The following is a 15,743-nucleotide window of genomic DNA, read 5'->3' on the forward strand; positions in this document are numbered from 1 at the left end:
ACTGGTAGCCGACAGCTGGTAGCTGGTAACTGGCAGCTGGCGACTGGCTGTTATTTAAAAAATATAACTTTTTCAAGTAAATTCAATTTTGAGGTTGTAAATCTATGGGTATCTGCTGTGAAAATCTATTTTTCCATAGATGCTTATATATGCATACCCAACATTATCCTATCTTAATTTCGTGAAAAAAATACTGCCAAGGATTATTTTTTACCTAGCAGTACTTTCACCATAAATTTGGGTAAAGCCATCATCCGTTTATATCTCCAAGGTTCCTTCATGAGCCGGTAGAACCATTCCAATCCCAGTTTTTGATAAATCACCGGGGCCCTTTTGGCCGTTCCTGCCCAGATGTCGATGCTTCCGCCGACGCCCATGGCTACCTTCACCTGCAACAGGGTCTTATGCCGATGAATCCACTTCTCCTGTTTCGGCGCTCCTAACGCCACAAACAAAATTTCAGCCCCGGAACGGTTGATTTCCTCTACAATCCGGCCTTCTTCCTCCCGTTGAAAATAGCCGTCCTGGGTGCCGGCCACAGCAATGTGGGGAAACTTGTTTCGGATATTTTGCCCTGCCAACGCTGCTACACCCGGTTTTCCCCCCAACAAATAGATCTTTTTATGATTTTCATGGCAGTACTCCAAAATTCTATACATCAGGTCTACCCCTGTTACCCGCTCCCTTAACCCTGTGCCCTGTATCTTAGAAGCATAAATCAAGCCGATGCCATCGGGGATCACTAAATCTGCCTCTTTCATAATCTCCAGCAAATCGGGATCTTTTTGAGCTTCCATCACAATTTCCGTATTTGGCGTAACAATCATACGACAGGATGTTCCGTCCATAAATCTTTGAAATGCGTAAAAAGCTGTTTCCAAGGTAACCTGATCGATGGGTACATGCATAATTTTTACTTGTTGGCGCACACTACACCCCCCCTTGCAGCAATAGATCTTGAACCAATTTTTCATTCAAGGATAATCTTTCCTTTAAGTTGTCCATATGCTTTTCTAAAATCTCCTTTTCTTCCTGCCTGCAAATCCATTTTCTCTCGATTTCAATCAACAGGTCTTCATAGGTTAGATCTTCCACATTGCACAGGCATTTTTGCCCTAAAGACTCCATAAAACTGTCGTTTTTGGGGTCATAAGATATGCCAATGATGGGAACATTCATAATCGCCGCAAAAATCAGCGAGTGCAATCGGACCCCTATCAGCAAATCCAAATTTCCCGTAATTCCCAGCATCTCATGCACATCATATTTGTGTTTCACAAAAATAGCCTTATGCTTCATATCCTTTTCAATCTCTTCCATGAATTTGATATCTTCCCCATAATGGAAGGGAATAAACACCACATCCACATGGAATTCCTCTATCAATCTATCGGCAGCCTTGGCCAGAATGGCCTTCAGCCTATCATTCTTTTTCCATCCCCGGATTGCAAAACCGACCAAAGGCCTGCCGCTTTTTTCATCCAATCCTTCTGTCCCCAATAGTTTTCTCCCCAGCTCCGGAGAAACTTTTTCCAAACCGATTACGGGATCGGCAGTAACATAAATGGGGGGAATATTTACACCCATTCTCTGCAGTTCATCCTTTGATTTTTCGTCCCTCACAGTAATACAATGGACCTGATTCAGCACATATTTTACCAACAGCCTATTATAGGTCCTATTGACGGGTCCAATCCCCTGGCTGTAGATCATGACTTTTTTTCCAAGGAAAATTCCCATCATAATGACTCCAAGATAATAACTGATGCTTTTCCCACTGGTTACATCTTGCAGGAGACTGCCACCTCCGCTGATTAACAAATCGCAATGCTTGATGGCCCGGAAAATTTGAAGAATATTTTTTCTATTGATTGCCTTTACCCTATGCTTTTTCTCCGTACCCTGGGGATTCACGGACAACACGGTGATTTCTATATTTTCAATGTGCTGCTTCAAGCTATTCACGATGGAAGTCAGAATCGATTCATCGCCTATATTATTGAACCCATAGTACCCTGAGATTACAATTTTCGCCATGGAGTCTTTTCTCCTCTCACAGATCGTAATAATTTCTCTGCCGCCTTCAACATTGCCAAATAGAAAATCCCCAGAAGAATACCAAATCCCAAGGCATAGGCTGTTCGGATCATAGACAGATACATGGGCGTTCTCAGATGACTGAAAGTATTGACAATAGAGGTTTGTCCGATGATTCCAGCTATCCCGGAAATAAACATAAGGGTCTTATATCGCTTGCGGGCAGCATATACCCCCACCAGCAATGCCGGAAAGGCAATGAAAAACTCCTTGGTACGGGGTCTGGCCATCAGTGTCATCTCCAGAAAATTTCTTCCCATCATTTCCAGATTCGAAGGCTGGATATTGGTCTCATGACCTGTTCTGGCAATATAAACATATCCGGCAGCCAGCAAAATTCCCGCTGTAAGTACATAGATGACCTTGATGTCATCCAACAGCAGCCTTTTCACATCATCCAAGGATAAGCCTTGGTTTTTCCCTTTCAAATCATCCCTTTTATATCCGAAGAACATCATATAGATCATGCAGAATATAAAAATCGGAAGCAATTGCGCCAGCTTAACCCCACGAAAAATATCCATTTCCAAAAGATATTCTATATCCGACAGAACCGTTCCTACAAACAGGGCCCCTATGAAAGAAATTGCAGACGTTGTCAGCAGGTCCTTTACACCGATGCCTATGGTTTCCAAAAAACCTTGATGGGGTTTATTGTTTTCATAATACTGCCTGCATCTGCTGCAGAAATAAATCATGCTTAGAGATGGAAATACGATGGCAGCCCCTAACGCCAAAAGCTTATCCGCCCAGGACGGCAGGACAAAGGCCATGCTCGTTGTACCCATGATGCCAAGGCCCAACAGTCCGTATTTCACTGGATTTTTCATACTGGTGAAATAAGACAACAGCAGCACTGTTCCCGCTGCAATCCCCCAGCCCATTAGAATCTTTTTCACCGTCTTCAGTTTCAGAGGAGCCATGGTGCTGGCCTGGCCTAAAGTCATCCCGTGCTCAGCAATTCTAGCCTTTAAACGGCTGAACATTTTCTCGTATTCCCTAACATCGGTCACATAAACCCTGTCATCTTCCATAAAAGGTCTGAAATAAATCAGACGAATATTTCTTTCGGTAATGGCCCGGTAAAGGGTGTTTTCAATTTCCTCGGCCCCTTCATAGTTATAATATTTAAATCTTTTTTGGATATAAGGGGGTACGGAAAAAACACGAATTCCATCATAATTCAGAGCCCTTGTCAGTTCCTCCAGTCCCTTTTGCTCTATATGCTCTCTCTGGACCATGCTCTCTACAAGGCCTACTTGGATGCCATTTTTCTCCATATATGATTTTACTGTATCTAAGGCATCGGGATATCCGAGAACTTGTTTTCCTCCAAAAACCATATAGGGAGGCTTGATGTTGAGCCGTTCGTAATCTTCCAATACGGCATTCACATAACCTTTGTCAGACCAACCCTTATGGTTGTAGGGCCTCGGCAAAACTTCAAGGCCCCTGTCCTGAATTTTTTTCACCTTCTCAGGATCCAGCCCCAATGCCAGTCTCATCAACTGGGACCCATACAGGACCGATTCCTCTTGAAAAGGCTTTCCTTCTCTATCAACAATAGTTCTTTTTTGTGTATAGAGAGCATCCTTGATATCGCCGTCCACTACAAAAACATAGACCCCATCCCCTTGGAGTATCTTCACTTTTTTCAGATCATAGCGATGAACAAAGGCATCTTTGATAAAATGATATAATCTTTCAGAGGTGGTAATGGCCACAACATCAAATTCATCGATTCCTCCATGATTGAGATAATCCACAAGCACCCTTGGATAGTTCTCCTGCCAGTGAAGATCTTTGAGCACATTCCCTGCCATTTCCACTTGAATTGGCTTTTTGGCCTCTACTAGTGTCTCAAAACTCTCTTCATTCAGCGCCACGGAGCGAACACCCATGTCTTTGAATTTTTCAAGCCACCATTGCAAATCATGTCCCGACTGTTTTGCCAGCTTTTCTAATTCTAGATAATCAATGGTGATATCCACGGTTTTATTTTTCGATTCCACGGCCATTCTCTCGAAAGCCGTCATGGAGGAAACAATCAATCCCAGCACCAAAATAAAAATGAGTACGGTGTTTCTTTTCATGTTGTCACATCCTTCAGTTTAATCTTTTATCCAATTTTATCCTCTGATTTTATTTGCAATCGGTTTTAGAAAATCATTGTATATATACTGTGCCTCCTCAATCTTTAACCCAAAAGCGGCAGCACCATATGCAATCATACCCGTCAAACTTGGAATGACTACTCTCAATATCTTATTACGGAAACTTCCTTCTGTAAAGTAGGTATCAAATAATTGCAAGGAAATAATTACCACCACCGCCATCACAAGGCAACTCAAAGCAACTTTGATCAAGTCCTTAAAAAGCCTTCGCCCCCTAAAATTGCCCACTTTTCTTTTAAAGGATACCAATATAGGCCCACCGCGCTCAAAGTGGTAGCCCCCGCTGTAGCAAAAGCAATGCCGGCTACCTCATTATATCTCACCAGAGCAACATTCAGCAATAAATTCAAAAACACAGCCAGAATAGAAAACTTCATAGGGATTTTTATATCTTGCAGGGCATAAAAAGCCTTATTGACTACATCCTGTATGGCATAACCTACCATCCCTAGGGAGTATGAAGCCAAAGCCGTTGCCGTTGCCGCTGCAGCAGACTGATGGAAGGCTCCCCTTTCAAAAACAAGGCTGATCACAGGTCTGCTCAAAAGTCCAATGCCGATGGTCATGGGCAAAAGTATAAAAATCATCAGCTTCATGATTGAAGTCACAAAAATGCCGTACTGTCTTCTTTCCATTTGTATGGCTTTTTCCGCAAACTTAGGAAACATGACGGCACTGATGCCATAGACCGTAATGCCGGCAACGGCCAAATACAATATACCTCCGTAATATAGCGATGATACCTTGCCATGATGCAAGGCAGATGCCTGGATTTCATCCAACAGCATATTCACTTGGTTTACGGAAGCCACAATGGTCACAGGAAAGATCATCTTAAAAAATCTTCTTATCCGCTGATCCTTTAAATTGATATATAGTGCATAACGAAAGCCTTCCTTGTACAGGGAAGGAAACTGGATCACAAATTGCAGTACCCAACCAACCAAAGTAACGAATGCCAGCCCCTTCACACCGTATGGATGGGAGAAAAAATATAAAAAAACAATAGCAAGGATATTGGCCGGCACGCTGATAAATGAAGTCACGGCAAATTTGCCCATGGACTGTAGCAAAGACACAAAAACATAGGTAATGCATATACAGATCAAGGTGGGAAGCATAATCCTGGTTAAGTTTACCGTCAAAGCGAATTTTTCTCCTTCAAATCCATTGGCCATCATCGCCATGATTTCCTTTGAAAAGAAAAAAACGACCCCTATCACAATTGTAGAAAACAAAACCAAAGTATTCAACAAATTGTTGGAAAATCGGAAGGCCTCTTCCTTGCTCCCCAAGGTAAATCCTTCCACCATCATCGGAATTACAGCAATAGTAATAGCCGTTCCAACACTGATAAATATGCTTACCGTGGCATAGAATGCCATGATATATGCATCCGATGCCATATTGGCCCCGATACGGCTGCCCAGCAGTACTTCTCGAAAAAAACCGATAAATTTTGCTAAAAAAGTCAATAGGAACACGACAAAAATCATATTGGCCGTTTTTCTTCGATTGCTCATTTCCGCCTCCATGATACAGCCTTCTCTCTATACATATACAACTTTTAACGTTTTATTTACTCAAAAATTATAGTTCTTGGATAGTTGATAGCTGTTGACCGATAGATTGTAACAGATCAATTGCTGACCAGAATAATATACAGACGTATTCTAGCAAAGTCTAATCAGCAGGAAAAATTCGGTTTTAAGGTTAATTCCCATATGAAGTTTGTCATATAATTTCGAAAGAATTTTTCCATCACAAAAAAAGCGCCCCAGGGTGCTTGAAAATCTATTTTATTTCATAACCGCCCTTGATCAATATGAAAGTCTTATTGACCGTTACTTCTATCCCTCTACCATCGTCTCTGGGAATCAAGATCAGATGGTTCAGGGGCACAATTTCCCCTGTTTTCAAATCAATACCGGCAATGAGATCCGATAATCCTCCCGATGGACTAGCAATGGCTTTTGCTTCACCGGAACGTATAATCATTTCTGTACTTGCCTTGCCAATGACCTTTTGTCCTTTTTGGACCTCAATGATCTGAAATTGCTGTTGGGCCTGTACGGCGTTTAAAGCATTGTTTACTTCTCCTATTTTTTGGTCTATGTAGTATTTCAACTGTTCATTTCTCTTTTCTACATAACTTTGGGTAACGATGGGATCCTCTGGCGAACCAGGATTCAAATACCCAGCCTTTGTAATTTGTGTTGAAACCGTAAGCAAAATAGACGCCCCCAACACGATAACATAGATTTTGCTATTTCTGATATTTTTCCACATATTACGCCCTCCTTGTCTATTTCCTGGGAAATAGGAAAGTTTCTATCCTATTTTGTGGTATTATGACGAAATCTATCTATATTATTTTACCATAAATCGTCTATGAAAACTTTCTTATTTGATAAAGCTTTTATTAATTTTTTATTACGCAAAATATTCTACAAAATCATGCATAGGTATTTACAACTTCAAAATTAAACTTATTTAACAAATTATACTTTAAAGTCGCTGACAAAGAATTGAAAGAGATAACTTGGAAATCACCATCAGCAATCATTACTTATCACCTATTCGCTATCAACCATCAGCAATTCACTATCAACTCAAACAAAATCAAAAAGGTGGCTGCATCCACAACCACCTAAAATTCCGCCAAACCTAAGCTAATCATCAGCGCTTCATTGACCTTGCTCATTTTTTCCTCATCAAAATGGCCGATTTTTTCCCTCAGCCTTCTTTTGTCAATCGTTCTCACTTGTTCCAGCAATACAACCGAGTCCTTTGTCAAGCCGTATTCGGAGGCACTGATTTCTATATGTGTCGGCAATTTAGCTTTATTAATCTGCGAAGTGATCGCTGCTACAATTACCGTAGGGCTATATTTGTTGCCCACATCATTTTGTATGATCAATACCGGCCGTACGCCACCTTGCTCCGATCCAATCACAGGGCTAAGATCGGCATAAAAAATATCTCCTCTTTTTACAAGCACGTTACTCACACTCCGCTAGCTTTGCTTCATAGCTTTCCAACGTGCATATATCCATATCCAACCCCAATTCCGACAAAGCCAGGTTGAGCGCGCCCATTTCCCGATAGCCTTTTTTCATTTTCTCCTTGATTTCGATTTTCTGCCTTTCCCTTATATAAAGTTTCATGGCTTCCCGAATAAATTCACTCCGATTTCGCTTTTCTATTTCTACGATATGATCAACCTCTTGAAGCAGGCTATTGGGCAGACTAATGATGATTCTTTTGGACTCCGCCATGCTGGCACCTCCTACGGTAATATAGGCAACCAATTCTAAACTTCTATATTCCTGTTTATCTATGGTGAATACTTGAAAAATAAAAAAAGACAGGGAATTCCATATTAGTATATATATAAATATATACTCAATTATATACTATTCATTATAAGTGTGTCAATATAACCACCATTTTATACCCTTTTCTAAAATTTTTCATGGAGGATATCATCTTTAATTTTTATAATCTCATTATTTTTTATATACACTCGGGGAACTCTTTTTCCGATCATGCATACAATTTCATAGTTGATGGTTCCTAATTTTTTTGCCACTTCATCAATGGATATAAAATTCTTCCCATCACCACCAAACAGCACAGCCTCGTCCCCCCGCTCCACATCCTCTATACCCGTTACATCAATCATGCATTGATCCATACAAATTCGACCGACTACGGGGACTTTATGTCCTTTTACAATTACTTCCGCTTTTCCTGTCAACAGTCTTGTAAAACCGTCGGCATACCCGATGGGCAGCGTGGCAATTTTGGACTTCCTGTTTGTTACATATTTTAAACCATAACTGATCCCTATCCCCGCATCCAGTTCCTTTACATGGGATATTTTCGCTTTTAAGGACATTACTTGCTTCAGTTTGATCTCTCCCTTGTTGACCTCATCCGATGGATATAACCCATAAAGCATGATTCCGGCCCTTACCATGTCCAGATTCATTTCCGGTAGGTCAATAATCCCGGCACTGTTGGATACATGCTTGATGGGAATAAAAACATCTTCCTTTTCAAGCATTTTGCACAATCCCATAAATTTTTCATATTGGCCATAGGTAAAGGATTTGTCTGTTTCATCGGCCACGGCAAAATGGGTAAATACACCCTCTATCGTCAGCTTCGGCAGCCTTGCCATTTTTTTTATGAGTTCAACGGTTCCAACATCCGGCTGCAAACCCAGTCTGCTCATACCTGTATCAATTTTTACGTGGACCTTTACGATCCTGCCCAACTCCTCTGCTTTTCTAGAAAAAGCTTCTGCCTGTTCCAAAGCATAAACGGTCTGGGTTATATCGTTCAAAACTACTTCCTCTGCGCTGGTTTCCGGTGTATATCCCAAAACCAGTATCGGCACATCCCTATAAACTTTCCGCAAGGCCAAAGCCTCTGATAATGTGGCAACAGCCAATCGATGTGCGCCATTCTGCAAAAGGGTCTCTGCAATCTCCACTGCCCCATGGCCGTAGCCGTCAGCTTTGATCACGGCAGCAACCAAAGTGCCTTCCTTTACGCTGCGTCTTACTTCCCTTATGTTGTGAGCCAGATTGTCCAAGTTTACCTCTGCCCATACAGGTCTTATTTTTTCTAACGTGCGCATCATCATACCTCCCCTTTCTCCTTCGTCCTTTGTTCCTTCTCCTTTATTCTAGATTTTATGGATTGGCTAAATTTTTTGCTGTGAAAAAATCATCCTCTAAAGAGGGATTATACTGAAAGTCAAGATATTTTACGCTGATTCTCACTTGATCCTTGGCATCAAAAACCTGAAGCAAATAAGGGGTTAAGGTTTTTGTATGAACCCATAACCTTTCCTTGCTGAAATATACATGATTTCCCGGAATATCGATGTCGATTACCAAATACTCTTCATTTTTCTCCTTACGCCTATGGATTTCTACATTTGGGGACCTCAAATAATTTTGGATAAAATATCCTAAAAACATTTTTTGTTCTTCCGACTTTTGAAAATCCTCTATTCTCCATACCTGCCCGATCTGAGGATGGATGATGTACGCCCTTTTCCCATCAAAAATGGTAGTCTTTCCCTTTAAATTTTCAGGTTCCAACAGCTCCAATCTGTACATATTGGGTTTTTTGAACCACTGTCGCATCCGATAGGTCTCTGGCCTTCTGTTCCCTATAACGGTGATTTCAACTTCACAGGCATAGCTTTCAATTTTATGAATCTTCCTTTGGCAATCATATAACAGCTCTTGATCCGTTTTGGAAGAACAGCCGGTAAAGATCATGCTTATCAGCAGAATGAAAACCATTCTTTGCATCTTCAATTCCAATCCCTCCACGTAAAGATTACTATAGTAATCTTTACGTGGAAATTTAGATTATATGCCTCAAAATATCGGAGCGAGTAATGATGCCCAACAATTTGCCCTTCGAATCTGTTACAGGCACCCTATTGACTTTTTTATCAATAATGATATCCACTACATCCTCCAGCGCTGCATCTTCTGAGACCGTAATCACATTCTTTGTCATAACGTCCTTCACCTTATAGGCCGCCATTTTTTTCACTTGACGCTCTAAATCTTTCGTACTTTCTAAAAATACAATTCCTTGAAGAATTGAAATAAAACTTGGCAGGTGAAGCCTTTTTTCCCGATAAATCAAATCCGTTTCTGACACGATTCCAACCACCCTGCCGTCCTCTTCCACAACAGGCACACCGCTGATCCCATGGTCCAGCAGGATTTTTACCACCTCATCTACGGTCATTTCTTGATTTACGGCAATTACCTTTCGATTCATGATCTCTTTGGCTTTCATTTCCATTCCTCCTATTTTCCCACAATTTCTTTGATGGCATAAGGCAGCTCTAAAACAATATCTCCAGCGATCAGGCCATATTCACCCAATCTGGCTGCAGCTCTGTCTCCGGCAACGCCATGAAGATAGACGGCTGCAATGGCTGCTTTTATGGGTTGAATGCCCTGGGCTAAAAGTCCTGTGACAATACCTGTCAGGACATCACCGCTGCCTGCCGTAGCCATGCCTGGATTCCCCGTGGTATTGACAAATACCTTGCCGTCCGGTGATGCCACAATCGTTCTGGCACCCTTCAAAATAAGAATGACATTCCATTTTTTCGCAAACTCTAAGGCAATTTGAATCCTATTTCGATTGATTTCTTCCACGGGAATATTGGTCAGTCTCGACATCTCTCCCGTATGGGGTGTCAGCACCGCTGCAGATTTTATCAGTTTTAATATTTCCTGCCTGTGGGCCAAGGCATTTAATGCATCGGCGTCCAATACAATAGGGATGGTAGCTGCTTCAAATATATTTCTTAATACTTCTTCCAATTCCCGGGTTTGTCCGCTGCCGGGTCCCACAGCAATCACATCGCTTTCCTGCATAGTCTTTATGATTTTTTCTATATCGCTGATTCCCACAACACCTTTCTTCAGTTCCGGCAGAGGCACGGTGATGGCTTCCGTAAGCCTCACCTCCATGATGTTGTTTAAACTCTGGGGAATGGCCACTTTCAGCAAACCGGCCCCGCTCCTTAAAACTGCCTCGCAGGTCAGCATGGCTGCACCTGTCATTCCCGTAGATCCTGCCACAATATAAGCCTTTCCATAATTTCCTTTATGGGTGTCTTTCCTTCTCTGAGGCAGGATGGCCTGCACCATGTCTGCTGTAATAAGGTTTATGGGAAAATTTGATTTCTCAATAGCCTCATGGGGGATTCCTATGTCTTTTACCACCATCTCACCAGCATAATCTGCTCCTGGAAATTGAATGTTTCCGATTTTGGGAAGCTGCAGCACAACGGTTTTGTCAGCTTTCACGGCGATACCGCATATATGGCCGTCAGAAGCTCGAACCCCCGAGGGAATATCTATGGACAGAACATATGTGTTGGTTCGATTGACTGCAAGAATAACCTCTCTGGTAAGTCCTTGAACTTCTTTATTCAGTCCCGTGCCAAAAATAGCATCTACGATGACCCCGCAGCGGCTCAACTCCTCGGACAACTTGGGCACATCCTTGAAATCTATGATTGTTTTTATGTCCACTCTTAATTTTTTCAATATGTCACAGTTGATCTTTGCATCCTCTGAAATCCTTGCAATATCTCCAATAATCCTCACCTTCACAGGAAATCCCTTCTGATGCAAATGTCTTGCTGCTACAACCCCGTCACCGCCATTGTTTCCAGTCCCACATACAATGACGATTTCTTTGTTTTCTTGATGGGCCAGGTCCTTTAAGATTTCTTCTGTCACCGCCATCCCGGCATGCTCCATGAGGATCACTCCCGGGATTCCGTACTCCTCCATTGCTTTTCGATCTAACTTTTTCATTTCAATGCCATCCACAACTTTCATAATGCTCCTACTCCCCTTAAAAATGAATTATATGGCGATTGCCTGGGCCACAGCATAGTCCCTGCTGTGGGATATGGTTACAAGAATTTCTCTTATTTTTTTTTCTTCAGCAAAAATCTTCGCTTTGTTATATAAAACCACCGTCGGCTTTCCCAAACAATCCCTTCGCACCTCAACATCCGTCCATTTCCATTGCCTCAGGCCGCTCCCCAAAGCCTTCAGCACCGCTTCTTTTGCTGCAAAGTTTCCTGCAATGGTACCGGCACCGCTGCCCGCAGATTCAAAATATTTTTTTTCTTCTGCCGTGAAGACCCTGTCTAGAAATTTATTATTCCTATTGATAGCAAGGATAATTCGATGTATTTCAATAATATCAATTCCTATTCCTTTAATCATCCAAAGAAACCCTTCCTCCTTCTTTCCAAAAATGCAAAAAGATGATGTGTGTATATTTCTATTTTTTATTATAAATTCCTTTTTCCTCAGCGAATTTCCGCATCTCTAAAAAGAGAAAAATGCATAGGAAGGCTATGCACTTTTCATAAAAACCCTCAGCGAATTCCCAAAATAGATGTGCTTTTAAAAAACATATGCTGGATCATGGTAAGTCCATCATGCCCCAGTACATATCCTGCAACCAGTTTGATATAGTTAAAAACTTTTATGCTCTGTTCTTGCGATAATCTCATCCTGGAGACCTTTGTTGAGATTGTTGAAATAATCACTATACCCTGCAACCCTTACAATCAGCGTTTTATATTTCTCAGGATTCTTTTGGGCATCCCTTAAGGTATTGCCATCGATAATGTTAAACTGTATATGATGTCCGTCTAATTTAAAATAGGCCCGAATCAAATCTTTCATTTTGGCTAATCCTTCTTCCCCGTCTACCACATGGGGAGGAAATTTTTGGTTTAACAATGTTCCGCCGGTCCTTAGATGGTCCATCTTAGACGCTGACTTTATCACTGCCGTAGGGCCATGCCTATCTGCCCCTTGGACAGGAGATATTCCTTCCGATAAGGGAGCCCCGGCTTTTCTGCCGTCAGGCATGGCACCCGTCACTGAGCCAAAATATACATGGCAAGTCGTTGGCAACATCTCTATTCGATAGGTTCCACCGGTCACGGAAGGCTTGCCGTCCACCGCATGATGAAAGGCATGAAATACCTGTAGCATCATTTCATCGGCATAATCATCATCATTGCCGTATTTTGGCGTCTTATTCAAGAACAATTGGCGCTCTTTTTCATATCCCTTAAAATCAGCCTTTAGTATCTTTAATAATTTTTCCATGGTCAGATTTTTTTTGTCAAAAACATGATACCGGATGGATGAGAGACAATCCGCAATACTTCCAATGCCAACACCCTGTATATATCTGGAGTTATATCTGGCGCCACCTGCATTGTAATCCTTTCCATGGGTTATACAATCATCAATGACGATAGACATAAAGGGTGCAGGCATGTATTCGGCATATAAGCTTTCAATCATCTGATTTCCCTTGATCTTTATTTCTACAAAGTGATGCAATTGCTTTCTGTATGCATCCATGAGTTCATCAAAGGATTTGAATTCCGTCGGTTCTCCCGTTTCTATACCTATCTTTTTTCCTGTTCTGGGATCAATGCCGTTATGCAGCGTAATTTCCAAAATCTTTACCAGATTGAAATATCCCGTTAAGATATAAGCTTCTTTCCCAAAGGCTCCCACTTCTACACATCCGCTGGTACCGCCGCATCTTGCATCTACTAGGGATTTTCCTTGCCGAAGCAATTCTTGGATCACTGCATCTGCATTGAAAACGGAGGGAAAACCCATTCCTTCCCGGATCACTTCCGCAGCTTTGATAACAAATTGATCGGGATTCTTCTTGCTTACTTGTATATTGGTGCTAGGCTGAAGAATTCTCATCTCCCGAATGACCTCCAGCAATAGGTAGGAAACCTCGTTGACACCGTCAGACCCGTCGGGTTTTACGCCTCCTATATTGATATTGCAGAAGTCTGTATAGGTTCCGCTTTCCTCCAGAGTTATTCCTACCTTTGGAGGAGCCGGCTGATTGTTGAACTTTATCCAGAAACATTCCAGCAGCTCCTTTGCTTTTTCACGGTTCAATGTCCCTTCCGCCATTTCTTTCTCGTAAAAAGGATATAAGTGTTGATCCAGTCTTCCAGGACAGAAAGAATCCCATGTATTTAACTCAATGATTACCCCTAAATGGACAAACCAATACATCTGCAGAGCTTCTCTAAAATTTCTCGGCGGATTTGCCGGCACATATCTGCATATCTGTGCGATCTCTTCCAGTTCTTTTTTTCTTTCGGGATTTTTCTCCTCCTTCGCCAGTTCCAGCGCTTTCTCCCCGTGTCTTTCAGCAAATCTGATTATGGCATCACAACAAATCAACATAGCTTTTAATTCTTCCTGCTTTTTGTAGGCTTCACGATCATTGGCATAATCAATGGCCTCCAGGCTTTTTTCTATGTCTCTTTTAAAATCCAAAAATCCTTTCTTATAAATTTTATCATCAGCTACCGTATGCCCGGGAGCCCTCTGCTCCATAAATTCCGTAAAAATTCCCGCCTCATAACAGTCTTTCCACTGAGCTGTCATTTGCTCAAAGATCAAGTCTCTCATGGATTTTCCCTTCCAAAAGGGAATTATTTTTTCCTTATGGATTTTTTTTGCTTCCTCCTTTACTTTAAAAGAGATTTTCTCACGGTCATTCATGATTTGCAGATCTTCCATGGTATGACAGCAAAGTTCCGGATATGTGGGCGTGGCTTGGGGCCCAGGTCCCCTTTCTCCTACGATCAATTCCCCTTCATGGATGCATATTTTTTTATTCTCCATTACATGCTTGAAGGTCAAGGCCCTTAACACCGGAATTGAAACTTTTCCCGCATATCGTTGATAGGCTTCCGTAACCAATTGGGCTCTCTCCATGGATATATGGGGTATTGCCGTTACACTTTGCTCCCTTAGTTTTGCAACTCTTTCATTCATGGCTCCATCACCCTCCAATTTTTACATTAAGTCCATAAGCGCTCAGCCTTTCGACTGTCCCATGCATATATTCATCCGAGGGAGTTTGAAGATCCGATAACAAGTAGACTCTACCCAGCCTCCCGTATTTATCTGTGGCAATCCTATGATATGGCAACAGAAATATATCTTTTAAGTTTAGTGCATGCATCAGGTCCGCTATTTTCAACATATTTTCCTGATCATCGTTCAACCCGGGCATCACAGGAACCCGGATCCAAATCTTCTTGCCCGCACCTGCAAGATTTTTTAAATTATGGAATATCTGCCTGTTGGACACCCCTGTCAGCTCCATATGTCTCCGATCATCCGTATGCTTTATGTCATATAAAAACAAATCTACGTTGGCAGATATTCTGGACAGAGTCTCCCAGGATACATATCCCGACGTATCCAAAGCAGTATGAATTTTTCTTTCCTTGCACTTGCTTAAAAGTGCATGAAGAAATCCTGGCTGCATCAGCGGTTCTCCACCGGAAAAGGTGACCCCTCCACCGGATTCCTCATAAAAAACCCTATCTTTTTCAATTTCCTCCATCACTTCCCCCGCCGTCACCATCCTTCCTATCATCTCCATGGCTCCCGTTGGACAGTTTTCCTCACATGCTCCGCATAAACAGCACTTTCCCTTATCTCTTGCGGGCCTGCCTTGAAACCATGAGATCCCATTGTTTCCACAACCGTGATAGCAATCTCCGCAGCCAATACATTTGTCACGGAAAAAGATGATTTCCCGTAGAGGACTTTGGCTTTCGGGATTGTGGCACCATCCACAGTGCAAGGGGCATCCCTTGAAAAATACGGTAGTTCTAATGCCCGGTCCATCGTGAATAGCATACTTTTGAATATGGAATATAGTTCCAACTGCCAAATCAATCACCTCAAAGAAAGATCTACCACTTTACAAGTTTGACTAAGCTACCTGATCTTTGTCAAGGAAGCTCTGCACAGCTTCTTTAACGGTTGAATAAATTTTGGCACTTTCGAAGCTGGATACGAAAGTATCAAATATTAATTCTTT

15 protein-coding genes are annotated in these 15,743 nt (G+C 41.9%); all 15 read right to left on the reverse strand.

Features of this window, described 5'->3' with window-relative positions; all coding sequences use genetic code 11:
• Positions 1 to 203 precede the first annotated feature (203 nt).
• The 15 genes from AN619_RS11625 to AN619_RS11695 all read right to left on the reverse strand — a co-directional run bounded on the left by AN619_RS11625 (position 204) and on the right by AN619_RS11695 (position 15,602).
• Positions 204 to 929 (reverse strand): WecB/TagA/CpsF family glycosyltransferase, encoded by a 726-nt coding sequence (locus tag AN619_RS11625; RefSeq protein ID WP_198153297.1) that lies wholly within the window; start codon positions 927 to 929, stop codon positions 204 to 206.
• 1 nt (position 930) lies between these two features.
• Entirely contained in the window at positions 931 to 2,037 is a 1,107-nt protein-coding gene (gene csaB, locus AN619_RS11630; protein WP_068557141.1) for a polysaccharide pyruvyl transferase CsaB, read from the reverse strand.
• On the reverse strand, positions 2,022 to 4,190 hold the full coding sequence (locus tag AN619_RS11635; protein WP_068557143.1) for a DUF5693 family protein: 2,169 nt from the start codon (positions 4,188 to 4,190) through the stop codon (positions 2,022 to 2,024). The genes csaB and AN619_RS11635 overlap by 16 nt, the downstream gene beginning before the upstream one ends.
• A 36-nt stretch (positions 4,191 to 4,226) precedes the next feature.
• Positions 4,227 to 4,433 (reverse strand): hypothetical protein, encoded by a 207-nt coding sequence (locus AN619_RS11640; RefSeq protein ID WP_198153298.1) that lies wholly within the window; start codon positions 4,431 to 4,433, stop codon positions 4,227 to 4,229.
• Between the two features lie 26 nt (positions 4,434 to 4,459).
• Positions 4,460 to 5,794 carry a murein biosynthesis integral membrane protein MurJ gene (gene murJ / locus AN619_RS11645; protein WP_198153299.1) on the reverse strand — a complete coding sequence of 445 codons (1,335 nt, stop codon included), beginning with the start codon at positions 5,792 to 5,794 and terminating at the stop codon, positions 4,460 to 4,462.
• A 271-nt stretch (positions 5,795 to 6,065) separates the two neighbouring features.
• Positions 6,066 to 6,560 (reverse strand): hypothetical protein, encoded by a 495-nt coding sequence (locus AN619_RS11650; protein WP_068557148.1) that lies wholly within the window; start codon positions 6,558 to 6,560, stop codon positions 6,066 to 6,068.
• A gap of 361 nt (positions 6,561 to 6,921) precedes the next feature.
• Complete coding sequence (locus tag AN619_RS11655; RefSeq protein ID WP_068557150.1) at positions 6,922 to 7,272, reverse strand: type II toxin-antitoxin system PemK/MazF family toxin; 351 nt, start codon at positions 7,270 to 7,272, stop codon at positions 6,922 to 6,924.
• A gap of 1 nt (position 7,273) precedes the next feature.
• Positions 7,274 to 7,549 carry a CopG family ribbon-helix-helix protein gene (locus AN619_RS11660; protein ID WP_068557151.1) on the reverse strand — a complete coding sequence of 92 codons (276 nt, stop codon included), beginning with the start codon at positions 7,547 to 7,549 and terminating at the stop codon, positions 7,274 to 7,276.
• Between the two features lie 185 nt (positions 7,550 to 7,734).
• Positions 7,735 to 8,919, reverse strand: a complete 1,185-nt coding sequence (alr, locus tag AN619_RS11665) for an alanine racemase (RefSeq protein ID WP_068557153.1) — start codon at positions 8,917 to 8,919, stop codon at positions 7,735 to 7,737.
• A gap of 55 nt (positions 8,920 to 8,974) precedes the next feature.
• On the reverse strand, positions 8,975 to 9,610 hold the full coding sequence (locus AN619_RS11670) for a LolA family protein (protein WP_068557155.1): 636 nt from the start codon (positions 9,608 to 9,610) through the stop codon (positions 8,975 to 8,977).
• Between the two features lie 49 nt (positions 9,611 to 9,659).
• Complete coding sequence (locus AN619_RS11675; RefSeq protein WP_068557157.1) at positions 9,660 to 10,106, reverse strand: CBS domain-containing protein; 447 nt, start codon at positions 10,104 to 10,106, stop codon at positions 9,660 to 9,662.
• An 11-nt stretch (positions 10,107 to 10,117) separates the two neighbouring features.
• The gene (locus AN619_RS11680; RefSeq protein ID WP_068557159.1) at positions 10,118 to 11,671 is read right to left on the reverse strand and encodes a bifunctional ADP-dependent NAD(P)H-hydrate dehydratase/NAD(P)H-hydrate epimerase; all 1,554 of its coding nucleotides are present in this window, start codon (positions 11,669 to 11,671) and stop codon (positions 10,118 to 10,120) included.
• Positions 11,672 to 11,698: 27 nt separating this feature from the next.
• The gene (acpS, locus tag AN619_RS11685; RefSeq protein WP_068557161.1) at positions 11,699 to 12,067 is read right to left on the reverse strand and encodes a holo-ACP synthase; all 369 of its coding nucleotides are present in this window, start codon (positions 12,065 to 12,067) and stop codon (positions 11,699 to 11,701) included.
• A 255-nt stretch (positions 12,068 to 12,322) separates the two neighbouring features.
• Entirely contained in the window at positions 12,323 to 14,683 is a 2,361-nt protein-coding gene (hypD, locus tag AN619_RS11690) for a trans-4-hydroxy-L-proline dehydratase (protein ID WP_068557163.1), read from the reverse strand.
• A 7-nt stretch (positions 14,684 to 14,690) separates the two neighbouring features.
• Complete coding sequence (locus AN619_RS11695; protein WP_242867394.1) at positions 14,691 to 15,602, reverse strand: glycyl-radical enzyme activating protein; 912 nt, start codon at positions 15,600 to 15,602, stop codon at positions 14,691 to 14,693.
• Positions 15,603 to 15,743: the final 141 nt, after the last annotated feature.

The sequence above is a fragment of the Thermotalea metallivorans genome (assembly GCF_001562415.1).
GTDB classification, from domain to species: Bacteria; Bacillota; Clostridia; order Peptostreptococcales; family Thermotaleaceae; genus Thermotalea; species Thermotalea metallivorans.

Excerpts from the sequence above, each read along its gene's own strand:
- AN619_RS11660 (WP_068557151.1), bottom strand. The coding sequence starts at position 7,549 with ATGGCGGAGTCCAAAAGAATCATCATTAGTCTGCCCAATAGCCTGCTT.
- alr (WP_068557153.1), bottom strand. The coding sequence starts at position 8,919 with ATGCGCACGTTAGAAAAAATAAGACCTGTATGGGCAGAGGTAAACTTG.
- murJ (WP_198153299.1), bottom strand. The coding sequence starts at position 5,794 with ATGAGCAATCGAAGAAAAACGGCCAATATGATTTTTGTCGTGTTCCTA.
- AN619_RS11680 (WP_068557159.1), bottom strand. The coding sequence starts at position 11,671 with ATGAAAGTTGTGGATGGCATTGAAATGAAAAAGTTAGATCGAAAAGCA.
- AN619_RS11640 (WP_198153298.1), bottom strand. The coding sequence starts at position 4,433 with ATGGCGGTGGTGGTAATTATTTCCTTGCAATTATTTGATACCTACTTT.
- AN619_RS11635 (WP_068557143.1), bottom strand. The coding sequence starts at position 4,190 with ATGAAAAGAAACACCGTACTCATTTTTATTTTGGTGCTGGGATTGATT.
- hypD (WP_068557163.1), bottom strand. The coding sequence starts at position 14,683 with ATGAATGAAAGAGTTGCAAAACTAAGGGAGCAAAGTGTAACGGCAATA.
- csaB (WP_068557141.1), bottom strand. The coding sequence starts at position 2,037 with ATGGCGAAAATTGTAATCTCAGGGTACTATGGGTTCAATAATATAGGC.
- AN619_RS11650 (WP_068557148.1), bottom strand. The coding sequence starts at position 6,560 with ATGTGGAAAAATATCAGAAATAGCAAAATCTATGTTATCGTGTTGGGG.
- AN619_RS11675 (WP_068557157.1), bottom strand. The coding sequence starts at position 10,106 with ATGAAAGCCAAAGAGATCATGAATCGAAAGGTAATTGCCGTAAATCAA.
- acpS (WP_068557161.1), bottom strand. The coding sequence starts at position 12,067 with ATGATTAAAGGAATAGGAATTGATATTATTGAAATACATCGAATTATC.